11 protein-coding genes and 1 pseudogene are annotated in these 11,889 nt (G+C 66.5%); 4 read left to right on the plus strand and 8 right to left on the minus strand.

The features are described 5' to 3' along the window. Window positions 1-213: 213 nt before the first annotated feature. Window positions 214-516 (minus strand): hypothetical protein, encoded by a 303-nt coding sequence (locus AB0H61_RS18975; protein ID WP_357305994.1) that lies wholly within the window; start codon window positions 514-516, stop codon window positions 214-216. A gap of 143 nt (window positions 517-659) precedes the next feature. Between AB0H61_RS18975 and AB0H61_RS18980 the strand changes: the two genes are divergently transcribed. Both AB0H61_RS18980 and AB0H61_RS18985 read left to right on the plus strand, forming a co-directional pair. Beyond that, a complete protein-coding gene (locus AB0H61_RS18980) occupies window positions 660-1,334 on the plus strand; it encodes a suppressor of fused domain protein (RefSeq protein WP_357305996.1) in 675 nt (224 codons plus the stop codon). A 53-nt stretch (window positions 1,335-1,387) separates the two neighbouring features. After that, a complete protein-coding gene (locus AB0H61_RS18985; protein ID WP_357305999.1) occupies window positions 1,388-3,445 on the plus strand; it encodes an NAD(+) synthase in 2,058 nt (685 codons plus the stop codon). A gap of 208 nt (window positions 3,446-3,653) precedes the next feature. Here AB0H61_RS18985 and AB0H61_RS18990 read toward each other — a convergent pair whose 3' ends face one another. The 6 genes from AB0H61_RS18990 to AB0H61_RS19015 form a co-directional block, all read right to left on the minus strand. Next, window positions 3,654-4,376 (minus strand): Clp protease N-terminal domain-containing protein, encoded by a 723-nt coding sequence (locus AB0H61_RS18990; protein ID WP_357306001.1) that lies wholly within the window; start codon window positions 4,374-4,376, stop codon window positions 3,654-3,656. A gap of 123 nt (window positions 4,377-4,499) precedes the next feature. After that, the gene (locus tag AB0H61_RS18995) at window positions 4,500-5,594 is read right to left on the minus strand and encodes an FAD-dependent oxidoreductase (protein ID WP_357306004.1); all 1,095 of its coding nucleotides are present in this window, start codon (window positions 5,592-5,594) and stop codon (window positions 4,500-4,502) included. A gap of 115 nt (window positions 5,595-5,709) precedes the next feature. Continuing rightward, window positions 5,710-6,591, minus strand: a complete 882-nt coding sequence (locus AB0H61_RS19000) for an RNA polymerase sigma-70 factor (RefSeq protein ID WP_357306007.1) — start codon at window positions 6,589-6,591, stop codon at window positions 5,710-5,712. Window positions 6,592-6,726: 135 nt separating this feature from the next. Next, window positions 6,727-7,632, minus strand: a complete 906-nt coding sequence (locus AB0H61_RS19005; RefSeq protein WP_357306464.1) for a phosphatidylcholine/phosphatidylserine synthase — start codon at window positions 7,630-7,632, stop codon at window positions 6,727-6,729. Continuing rightward, window positions 7,632-8,372 (minus strand): phosphatidylserine decarboxylase, encoded by a 741-nt coding sequence (locus AB0H61_RS19010; RefSeq protein WP_357306010.1) that lies wholly within the window; start codon window positions 8,370-8,372, stop codon window positions 7,632-7,634. The genes AB0H61_RS19005 and AB0H61_RS19010 overlap by 1 nt, the downstream gene beginning before the upstream one ends. A 102-nt stretch (window positions 8,373-8,474) precedes the next feature. Further along, the gene (locus AB0H61_RS19015; RefSeq protein WP_357306012.1) at window positions 8,475-8,744 is read right to left on the minus strand and encodes a GlsB/YeaQ/YmgE family stress response membrane protein; all 270 of its coding nucleotides are present in this window, start codon (window positions 8,742-8,744) and stop codon (window positions 8,475-8,477) included. Between the two features lie 226 nt (window positions 8,745-8,970). Here AB0H61_RS19015 and AB0H61_RS19020 point away from each other — a divergent pair, with 226 nt between their 5' ends. Next, window positions 8,971-9,999 carry a beta-ketoacyl-ACP synthase III gene (locus tag AB0H61_RS19020; RefSeq protein WP_357306015.1) on the plus strand — a complete coding sequence of 343 codons (1,029 nt, stop codon included), beginning with the start codon at window positions 8,971-8,973 and terminating at the stop codon, window positions 9,997-9,999. Here the strand turns inward: AB0H61_RS19020 and AB0H61_RS19025 are convergent. Next, window positions 10,000-10,188 (minus strand): annotated as a pseudogene (locus tag AB0H61_RS19025) (SIMPL domain-containing protein); the annotation flags it as partial. It abuts the gene before it with no gap. A 39-nt stretch (window positions 10,189-10,227) separates the two neighbouring features. Between AB0H61_RS19025 and AB0H61_RS19030 the strand changes: the two are divergent. After that, the gene (locus tag AB0H61_RS19030) at window positions 10,228-11,772 is read left to right on the plus strand and encodes a recombinase family protein (RefSeq protein WP_357306017.1); all 1,545 of its coding nucleotides are present in this window, start codon (window positions 10,228-10,230) and stop codon (window positions 11,770-11,772) included. Window positions 11,773-11,889 lie beyond the last annotated feature (117 nt).

An 11,889-nucleotide genomic window follows, 5' to 3' on the forward strand; every position in this document is an offset into this window, starting at 1 on the left:
GTTGAGATCCTCCACATGTAATGGGGCTGACACACAGGACGACCGCTTGTCGGATCGCCCCATTTACGCTGGCCAGGTTCGGTGCCCGCGACGGACGACCGAGGGTGTCGATGGAACCCGGTCTCACCGTCCCGACCCTGGCACTCACAGGTCGAGAGTGCCAAAGCCATTTCTAGCACTCGGGAATGCCGAGTGCAAGGTCCGGGGGACCCGCTACGACCGGTCGTCGATGCGCAGCACCAGCGCCACGAACGCGTCGGTGCGGCGCTCGTCCGGCGTGCGCGGTTCCTCGTTGTCCACGGTGACCAGCTCCGCATCGTGCAGCAGAAGTTCGGCCTCTACCCGCATGATGGCCCTGATGAAGGGCGGCGCCACCTCCGGCGGGAGGTCGCCGTTCACGATGTATTCGCCATCCGGCCCGGACTCGGTGGAGACGTAGGAGAGCGCGCGCAGCAGATCGACGCGTCGTTCCCCCGCGACTAGGTCGGAATCCATTTCATCCGTGTCATCCGCCATCGCTATAGCTTAGCGGGCGGGTCCCGCGTGCTGAGCGCACCAGTACGCAGAAGTGTCGCCGTCACCAGCGACGATGCTCCGGGGCCGGTAGATGACGTGTTCCTCGTCGGCACGCCGACACGGTCCGAACTTAAGGTGACCGGGTGAGTGATAGACCCGGCTGGGATGCGATCGAGGGCGTCCTGGCACCGCTGTACCGCGAGATCACACCCGTGCACTGGGGGACGGAGCAGCCCTGGTCGCTGGGTGGAGCGGATCCGCTGGAGGGGGTCAGCGCCTATCCACGGACCGATCCGGTGCCGCACTGGCACTACATCAGCTTCGGGATGACGGAGCTGTACGAGAAGGAATGGGACAACCCGGACGACTCGGGGTGGGGGTTCGAATTCACCTTTCGGCTCGCGCGGCCGACGGGCGAGACCGAGGCGCCGATATGGCCGGTACGTTTCATGCAGAACCTGGCCAGGTACGTCTTCCAGTCCGGCGAGTGGTTCGAACCCGGACAGACCATCAAGGCGAACGGGCCGATCGCATCGGAGCGCACCGATTCGGCGATTCACGCGGCCGGATTCGTCATCGACCCGGAGCTGGGCACCATCGGCTCGCCGTTCGGCCGGATCGCATTCCTGCAGATCGTGGGGTTGACCATGCCGGAATACCGGGCCGCGCTGGGCGGGAAGCTGCTCGGGATGCTGGGGGAATTGGCGGATCGACTACCGCTGTACGTCACCGATATCGACCGCGCCACCCTGGTCCCCGAGCCGAAGCCGCAGGCGCACTGGCCGCGCTGGGGCGGCGGACTGCGCGGGCGGGCGTAGATTTCGAACCGGACCATGATCATGTTCGTCTCGGAACCCTGAGGGGGCTCGCGGTGCACGACCTGCCGTTCGATTCGCTGTACCGGCACGGATTCGCCCGGGTGGCGGTGGCGGTGCCGCGGATCCGAGTCGCCGACCCCGCCTACAACGTGATCGAGACACTGGAATCAGCGCAACAGGCGGCCGCCGCGGGCGCGGTGCTGACGGTCTTCCCCGAACTCGGGCTCTCCAGCTATACCGCCGACGATCTGTTCCACCAGGACGCGCTGGACGCGGCGGTGACCGACGCCCTGCAACAGGTGGTCACCGAGAGCGCGGATATCGATACCGTGCTGATCGTCGGGGCGCCGGTGCGCGCCCAGGGGCGGCTGTTCAATTGCGCCATCGCGGTGAGCCGTGGAGTCGTACTCGGCGCGGCGCCCAAGAGCTACCTGCCCAACTATCGGGAGTTCTACGAGAAACGGCAGTTCGCCGCCGCCCGCGAGGCCGTGGACGACCACATCACCATCGCCGGGCAGCGGGTGCCGTTCGGGGCCGAATTGCTGTTCACCGCGACGAATCTGGCGGATTTCGTCTTCCACCTCGAAATCTGCGAGGACGGTTGGGTACCGCTGCCGCCCAGCGGATACGCCGCGCTGGCCGGGGCCACGGTGCTGGTGAATCTGTCGGCCAGCAATATCGTCATCGGCAAGGCCGATTATCGGCGTGCGCTGTGCACCTCCCATTCCGCGCGCTACCTGTCCGCGTATCTGTATTCGGCCGCAGGACACGGCGAATCGACCACGGATATGGCCTGGGACGGCCAGGCACTGGTATGCGAGAACGGGGAACTGCTCGCCGAGGGTGAGCGATTCGCCGATCATCCCCAGTTGGTGACGGCCGATCTCGACCTGCGCAGGCTCACCGCGGATCGGCTGCGCACCACCAGTTTCGCCGATACCGTGCACGACCATCGGGAGCGGCTGGCGCGAATGCGGCGCGTTCCGGTGGAACTGCCGATACCGGGTGGGGCGGTCGCACTGCGGCGCGAATTCCCGCGCTTCCCTTACGTTCCCACCGATCCAGCGGCGCGCAACGAACGCTGCGCCGAGGTGCATCACATCCAGGTGGAAGGTCTGAGCACGCGGCTGCGAGCCACCGGCACGCAGCGCGTGGTCATCGGCGTCTCCGGTGGACTGGACTCGACCCAGGCCCTGATCGTCGCGGCCAAGACCATGGACCGGCTGGGGCTGCCGCGCACGAATGTGCTCGCCTACACCATGCCCGGATTCGCGACCAGCACCCGCACCCGCACCGACGCGCACCGATTGATGGACGCCCTCGGCGTCACCGCACAGGAAATAGATATCCGGCCCTCGGCCACCCAGATGCTGCGCGATCTGCATCATCCGGCGGCCGACGGCGCCCCGCAGTACGACATCACCTACGAGAACGTCCAGGCGGGCGAACGCACCTCGCATCTGTTCCGGCTGGCGAACCAGAACCACGCGCTGGTCGTCGGCACCGGCGATCTCAGCGAACTCGCCCTCGGCTGGTGCACCTTCGGTGTCGGCGATCATATGGCGCACTACGGCGTGAACGCGTCGGTGCCGAAGACGCTGATCAAATACCTCATCGCATGGGCGGTGGATACCGATCAGTTCGGCCCGGAAGCGGGTGCCGTGCTGAAATCCATTCTGCGGACCGAGATCTCACCAGAACTCATTCCAGGCGCCGACACTTCCGGACCCGGCCAGAGCTCCGAGGCCACCGTCGGACCCTACGAACTACAGGACTTCCACCTGTACTACCTGCTGCGCTTCGGCTACCGTCCGAGCCGCATCGCGTACATGGCCCGGCACGCCTGGTCCGATCCGGCACGCGGCAGCTGGCCGGACCTGATCCCCATCGACCAGCGCAACACCTACGACCTGCCCGTGATCAAGCACTGGCTGGCCGAATTCTTGCGCCGCTTCATCCAGACCAGCCAGTTCAAACGCTCGACCCTGCCCAACGCACCGAAGGTCGGCTCCGGTGGATCGCTTTCGCCGCGCGGCGACTGGCGTGCCCCGAGTGACGCCTCGGCCGCCGCCTGGCTGGACGAACTCGCCCGCAACGTGCCCGACGTCTGACACCCTCGCCTAGGCATCACACAGGTCGTACCACTGACCTTCTAGGAATCACCGTGGAGCGGTGGATCTTTCGACGGGGGCGCCGGGGGTTCGGCCATGAGCATCCGGAGACCGAGTACGAGGTGGCCGAGCGGGACGCCCGGGTGACGCGGCGAGGATACCGAATCCTGGGCCGCCCCGCCGGTTTCGTCACGGCTCGGCCTCCCGCTCATGACTTTTCGGCGATGAACTGCGAGAGCAGCTCCGTCAGATCGGCTTCGATCTTGTCCTTGTCGAGGCCGAGCCCCGTCAGCAGGCCGTCGCCGTTCTCCTGTTCGAGCAGGGCGAGCAGGACGTGCTCGGTACCGACGTAGTTGTGGCCCAAGCGCAAAGCCTCGCGGAAGGTCAGTTCGAGCACCTTCTTCGCCTCCGGGCCGAACGGGACCAGCGCGGGCACCTCGTCGCCGTCCGCCGCGGGCAGTGCCGCGGTCGCGGCGGCGCGGACCGCGTCCACCTCGACACCATTGGCGATAATCGCTTGCACCGCAAGCCCGCTCGGCTCGGTCAGCAGGCCGAGGACGACATGCGCGGTGCCGATCTGCGTATTGCCCGCCACCCGCGCCGCCTCCTGCGCGGCCATCACCACCGTGCGGGCGCGCGGGGTGAATTTGGCGAACCCCGAATTCGGATCCATGGCGGCCGCGTCCCCCGGCGTCTTGGGCACGAAGCGCTTCTGCGCCGCCTGCTTGCTGACGCCCATGCTGACGCCGATATCGGTCCAGGACGCGCCGGAGCGGCGGGCCTGGTCCACGAAGTGACCGATCAGATGATCGGCCACCTCGCCGAGGTGGCCGGCGGCGACCATGGCATCGGACAGCTGCTCGAGCACATTGTCGGGACGGGCTTTCTTTATGGCCGAGATCAGATCATCGAGCCGGAGCGAAGACGTCATACGTCAACCATAGGTTGACGATCTCGCGTCGTCAACCATTGGTTGACGACTTCTCGGCGCCGCGTGAACCGAGCGCGTTCCGAACCGGCCTAAATCCCGGAATACGCACGGCTCCACCACGATTCAGGGCCGGGCGGCCCATGCGGCGCCACGCACCACCCGCTCTTTGAACCACGCCGCGGTACGCCCGGTCAGCACCGTGCGACCCGGACTGTCATCGGCGTTCAGGAATTGGATGAGACCATCGCGACGCCCCAGGCTCAGGCACTGGAAGACATAACGAAACCGCAGGTCGGCCGCTTCACGACCGCGCATCCGCGCGATCACCGCATCGGCGGCGTGCTTGCCCGTGGGCAGCGCGGTGGCACAGGACATGCGCAATTCCCGGCCGTCGGGTCCGGCGATCACCGCACAGTCGCCCGCGGCGTAGATATCCGGATGCGAGACCGAACGCAATGTGGGTTCGGTCAACACCCGACCCCGGCCGTCGACGGCCAGACCGGCCCGCGCGGCCAGATCCGGCACCCCGAATCCGGCGGCCCAGATGGTCGCCGCCGACCCGACGACAGTGCCGTCGGCGAGCCGGACCCCCGCGGCCGACACCTCGATCACCTTGGCGTCGGAGCGGATTTCGACACCGAGCCGTTCCAGCACCCGCCGCACATGACCCTGCGCGCGCGGCGACATCCAGGCCGCCGGCTCGTCGGAACCGAGCAGCAGCACCCGCGAATCAGGCTGGGATTCGGCGAGTTCCGCGGCCAGCTCGATTCCGGTGGCTCCAGCGCCGACCACGACCACCGGCCCGCCCGAGATAGAGATAGGCAGCGCCCGTGCGTCCGCGGGCGTGGCAACCGACAGCGCATACTCCGCCACCCCGGGCACACCCGTCGAATCACCCGCGCTGCCCAGCGCGTAGACGAGCGTGTCGTAGTCGAGCGCGGGTTCCCGGTCCAGAATCACCCGCCCGCCGACCGTGTCGAGCTCCCGCACCCGATCATGGACGAAATGAATCTTCCTGCGCTCCAACAGCTCCCGAATATCCCAGTGCGGAATTCGCTGTCCGGCGACCTGTTGGTGCAGCCGCACCCGCTCGACGAATTCCGCGTGCGCGTCCACCACGGTCACACGGGCGTCGCGCCCCTTCTTCGCGAAACGGCGGGCGGCGGCAAGTCCCGCGTACCCGGCGCCGAGGACGACGATCCGATGCTGTCCGGTCATGATGGGCTCCTTTTCGATCGGCCGACATCCCTCAGACTGGGCAGCGACGGATTCCCTGACAGCCGGTGACCATGAGCCGGGTCACATCCCGCGGGGCGGGCGCGGCGACCACTCGTTACGCGGTGGACCGCGCCAGATAGACCAGCTTCTCCGGATTCGCGATCAATCGCAGTGCCGTCACCACGTCGCCCGCCGTCTCGATGCCGATCACGATCACCGGATTGCTCTCCGCCCAGGCCGCCACGGCGGTCGCCCCGTTGATCTCCGTCAACTCGATCCGCATACCCGGGACCTCCCAGCGGAACAGCCCGATGAGGTAGCGCGCGACATTGTTCGCGCCGAGCACCGGCCGCCGGGCCGTATTGATCCGCCCGCCGCCATCGGCCGTCGCGGTGACGTCGGTGGCGAGCATTCGCTCCAGCTCCTCGACATCCCCCGTGCGCGCGGCCTTCAGGAAGCGTTCGATCAGCTCGCGCGCCTGATCGGCGGAAACATCGAAGCGAGCCCGGCCCTCGCGCACCCGCTGACTCGCCCGCCGGTAGGTCTGCTGCGAGTTGGCCTCGGTGAGCGCGAGCATGTCGGCGATCTCCCGGTGCGCGTATCCGAACGCCTCACGCAGCACGAAGACGGCCCGCTCGACCGGGCTCAACCGCTCCAGGACGGTCAGCAGCGCCAGCGAAACCTGCTCGCGCTCCTCCACCGTCTCCAACGGCCCCAGCTCCCCGCGCGCGGTCGGCACCGGCTCCGGCAGCCACGGACCGACATACGCCTCACGGCGGGCCCGCGCCGAAACCAGCCAAGTGCGGCACAGATTCACCGTCGCGGTGGTCAGCCATGCCTCGGCGGACCGGATCAGGCCGCGGTCGGTGCCGTCCCAGCGCAGATAGGTCTCCTGCACCGCATCCTCGGCCTCGCTCGCCGATCCGAGCATCCGATAGGCCAGCGCGAACAGCCGTGGGCGATGCGCCTGGAATTCGCGCAGTCCATCGGGTTCCACGGCCACCTTCTTCCGCGCTCGGTTACCGGAGGAGACAGTACCTTTCACGCCGAACCCCCCGACACCGCACGAATATTCCGGCCCCCGCGAGCGTGCGCGGTGGGGCTAGCCGAATCCTTGGGGAAATCAGGAGATTCAGCGCGTGATGTCGTCCGCGGTCGGTCGCTTCGTACCGGGGCGCCGCAGGCGCAGCCTGCTGGAACCGCGGATCGCGGGCCTGCGAATGGCCGGGCGACGCCGTTGCGCCCGGCGCTGGGCGCGCCGCTCGGACGGTTTGTGCTGCCAGGTCTCCGGCCGCGCGGCCACCCAGCGCTGGGAATGCCAGGCGAACGGAATATGCCCCAGATACAGCGCGACCAGGATCAGCAGCAGCACGATCGGATAGGTGACCAAGAGCGCGGCCGCCACGGCGACCAGCACCAGCAGACCGGCCGCGGCCTGCGGCGCCACCGACACCGACTTCATGGCCAGTGTCGGAATGGTGCTGACGGCCAGCGCCGCGGCGAAGATGGTCCAGGCGGCGACCTCGTAGAAGCCGACCCACCAGCCGTCACCGAACTGCACGAACAGCGCGATCGGCACCAGCGCGATCAGCGCGGCGGCCGGTGCGGGCACGCCGACGAAGTATTCGCGCGACCATTCGGGCCGGGTGTCGTCATCCAACAGCGTGTTGAACCGGGCCAGCCGCAGCACGATGCTCACCGCGAACAACAGCGCGATGATCCAGCCCGCGCTGTTCTGGTCGAGCAACGCGATATAGAGCACCAGCGCGGGCGCCACACCGAACGAGATGGCGTCGGAGAGCGAATCCAGCTCCGCGCCCAACTTGGTGGTGGCGTCGAGCATGCGAGCCAGCCTGCCGTCCAAGGTGTCCAGCACCGCGGCCGCACCCACCATCGCGAGCGCGATGTCGAGCTTGTCGTCCAGCGCGAATTTCACCGCGGACAATCCGGCGGCGAGCGCCATGATGGTCACGATGCTGGGGAGCAGCCGGATGGACCGGCGCCTGTTCTGGGTTGGTGTGGGCAGAGCCGCCTCCATCATGAGTCAGCGGATGCGGAACCGGCCGTCGGCAGCACGGCCAGTACGGTCTCCGCGCCGATCGTGCGCTGTCCGGGCTGCACCAGCAGCTCGGTGCCGATCGGGAAGTACGTGTCGACCCGGGAACCGAAACGGATGAGACCGTAGGTGTCGCCGATGGTGAGCACATCGTCGACCCTGGCATCGCAGACAATGCGACGTGCCAGCAGTCCGGCGATCTGCACCACCGCGAGCTGCTGACCCGCCGGGGTTTCCAGGACCATGCTGTTGCGTTCGTTCACCGAGCTGGCCTCGGGCAGATCGGCGGAGCGGAACTGGCCGGGCTGATGGATCACGGTGCGCACGGTGCCGGAGACCGGGGTGCGCTGCACGTGTACGTCGAGCACCGAGAGGAAGATGCTGACCCGGGGCAGCGGCTGGTCGCCCATACCCAATTCGGCGGGCGGAGCCGCGGTGTCCACCAGGGCGATCTCGCCGTCGGCGGGGGCGACCACGACACCGGGCCGATTCGGCGGCACCCGGTTCGGGTGACGGAAGAAGGTCGCGCAGGCCGCGGCCGCGATGAGCCCGGTCCGGCGCACCCATTTGCGTTTGCCGCCGACCACCGCGAGCGCGAGCGGCCCGGCGACGAAGGGAAGCCCGGCGGGGTGCAGCGGGGGAATCGCGGCCCGAACCAGGTCGACGACATGGCCGACTCCGGTGGTCTCGGGCGTGCCGGGCGGGGTGGGACGGCGTGCCACAGGCTCCTCTTTCGTGCTCGATGCAGACGTTTGCGCCCTTTAACGATAGGTCCGGCGCAAGCGATCACACCTTACGGGAACAAGAGCTTGTAGCACCGGTTGTCAGACGGCCTTACGTCCGGTGACCAGTTTCACCAGGAACAACAGGACTATCGCGCCGCCCAGGCAGGTGAAGAAGCTGAAGATGAGACCCCCGCCCTCCACGTCGACTCCTAGCAATTTCAGGAGGAAACCACCTAGAAGACCACCGATCACACCGACCACGATGTTGAGGATGATGCCTTGTTGCGCATCGGTCTTCATGAACTTACTGGCTATCCATCCGGCAAGCCCGCCGATGATGATCCACCCGAAGATCCCGAGACCGAGCATGGTGACCTCGCATCGTTAGTTGGGAGCACGAAGAAACAGCAATCGACGTGCTATTCGAGGGTATACCCGGTCGAATGTGAGAATACGCACTTCCGCCACACCGGCCGGAGGCTAATATGAGGGGGCCTCATGTCTACGGTGACGTAGGAGTGGCCCATGATGAGGACATTTCGGATGCTTCGGGGACAACCCGGCGGCAGCGCCGCAGGTACATAGGAGACGCACCATGTCTGCTCGACTCGCCCAGACCATCGGGGCTGAGCACACCGCGATCCTCGGGCTCGGCGTATATCGCCCCGCCCGAGTAGTGACCAATGACGAGGTCGCGGGGCCGATCGACTCCAGTGACGAGTGGATCCAGACCAGATCCGGGATAAAAACCCGGCGCTTCGCCTCGGAGACCGAGACGATCCAGAGTATGAGCGTGGCCGCCTCGCGCGACGCGCTCGAATCCGCGGGTGTCGCGGTCGACCAGGTCGATTGCGTCATCGTGGCGACCTCCACCCATCTGCTGCTCACGCCCGCGGCCGCGCCGCGGATCGCGACCGAGCTCGGCATGGACGGCGCCGCGGCCTTCGACGTCTCCGCCGGTTGCGCGGGCTTCTGTCACGCGCTGGCCATGGCCTCCGACCTGGTTCGCTGTGGCACGGCGAAGAACGTGCTGGTGATCGGTGTGGAGAAGCTGACCACCACGGTCAACCCGACCGATCGCTCGACCGCCTTCCTGTTCGCGGACGGCGCGGGCGCGGTCATCGTCGGCCCGTCCGAGGAGCAGGGCATCGGTCCGACGGTCTGGGGGTCGGACGGCACCCAGCACCACGCGATCCGCCAGGACAAGGACTGGATGGAGTACTTCGCCGAGATCGATGAGAAGGGCCTGGACGCGGTCCGCCCCTACCTCACGATGGAGGGGACCGCGGTATTCCGCTGGGCGGCCCACTCGCTGGAGAAGGTCTGCCGCGACGCCATCGATCGGGCCGGATTGTCGACCGACGATATGGACGCGATGATCCCGCATCAGGCCAACGGCCGGATCATCGAGATCATGGCGCGGGTGCTGAAGCTGCCGGAGAGCTGCGCGCTGGCCAACGATATCGAGGAGACCGGCAATACCTCGGCCGCCTCGATTCCGCTGGCCATGGAGGCGCTGCTGCGCAAGGGCGAGTCGAAGCCGGGTGATACCGCGCTGCTGATCGCCTTCGGCGCGGGGCTGTCCTACGCCGCGCAGGTCGTCACACTGCCCAACTGGCAGTAGTCACCGCAGCGACCAGGTGACCTTCACCGTGAAGGTCACCGTCTGCGTGCCCGGCTCCAACGCGAACGACTGCGCGGCGGCGTCTCGGCCCGGTTCCTTCGGGCTCTCGTCGGTACCACTGGCCTCGGTGATGGTGATGACATCACCGAGGGTCAACCCGGCGAGCACCGCGTACTGATCGGCCCGCGACTTCGCCTCGGCGAAGGTCGAGCTTTAACCTAATAAGCTGTGAGCGTTTCAAAACAGCCGGACAGCGCGGGCCAGGCCCACAAGCTACGCGGCGAGCGACTGCCCGAGCCGCTGCAACCGGGTGCAGAGTGGCGGCTGCACAGCAACGGCCGCTCGGGCTGGTGGTACCACCCTGGGGGCGTCGACCCGTCGCAGGCGGCGGTGATCTCGGTGCGGTTGTCCAAGGACCGCGAGGGCGCGAAGCTTGGCCCGAGGACTCAAATCAACGATGGCCGTGAACTTGCCGCCGCGAAGGGCCTCACGGTCGTCGGTGAGTTCGTCGACGATGACATTCCGATTTCGGAGTCCAACGGCAGGACGCCGAAGGAGCGGCCCGCATTCAAAGAAATGCTGACCGTCTTGGCTAGCGAGCGTGTGGGCACGCTGATCGCTTGGCACACCGACCGCCTCTATCGTGGCTTCGGCGAGCTGGACAAGTTGATGAAAGTCTGTAAGCCGCTTGAACTTCCGGTGCTGACCGTGAAGTCGGGTGAACTCGATCTGGCCACCGCCACAGGGCGTTTGATAGCGGGAATTCTTGCCGTTGTCGGTATGGCGGAAGTCGAACGCGCTATCGAGCGGATCAAGGCGCAGAAGAGGCAAGCAGCGCTGGACGGGCAGTATCAGGGTGGCCGCAGATCGTTCGGCTTCGAACCGGACGGCGTCACACACCGAGAGGCCGAAGCGAGAGCACTCCGGGATGATTCCAAGCGCGCACTTGCCGATGTAGCGCTCGGTCAGATTTCGCGTGAGTGGAATGCGCAAGGACTTCGGACCACAGGCGGGAAAGAGTTCAGGGCATTGGAGGTCAGGAGGATCCTCCTGCGCCCGAGAAATGCCGGTTACAGCGTGTATCACGGAGAGATCGTGAACGACGCCGTGTGGGACCCGATCGTGGATCGGGACACGTGGACTGCATTGCGAGCGAAGCTGGAGACGCCTGGTCGCGGTGGCAATTCGTTCGAACGCAAGTACCAAGGCTCCGGGGTGTACCGGTGCGGCAAATGCAGTTCGGTGACATATCTTTCGGGCGCGAAGCGTGTCGACGGTACGCCGATCTACAAGTGCAGGGACACGGGCCACTTGTCACGGGCGGTCGAACCCGTTGACGACATGGTTACCAAAGTCATCGTCAAACGCCTTTCACTGCCGGATGCTGCGATCACCTTCGGCACACACAACGGGGTGGACCTTTCGGAGCTTCATACGCGCCGTGCGGCAACCCAAGCTCGGTTGGACGAGTTGGCGGAACTGTTCGCGGCCAGGCACATCGACGCCTCACAGTTGAAGGCTGGCTCGATCCCGCTGCGCGCCGAACTGGAATCTATCGAACAGCAACAGGTTGCGGCACGCGAAGAATCTGTGTTGGCGAACCTTCCGCTCGGCACCGATGGGGTTTGGGAGGCGTGGAAAGCTTGCAGCCCAGATGTGAGGGGAAAAATGATCGACGCCTTGCTGACAGTGACCATCCTCCCCGGACGTGGCAAGTACTTCGACCCATCCAAAGTTCAAATCGAATGGAAGGACGCCGCTGCCGCAGCGTAGCGATGTGAGGTGGTTCCCGGTTCCGGAACTGGTGTCGGGAACCGGAACCACGTCGGCACCACCAGTTGATTCGATGACACCCAGTGACAGACTTAGATGTCTAGCGCTGGGTGCCAT

Source organism: Nocardia sp. NPDC050710, assembly GCF_040654375.1.
Classification (GTDB): domain Bacteria; phylum Actinomycetota; class Actinomycetes; order Mycobacteriales; family Mycobacteriaceae; genus Nocardia.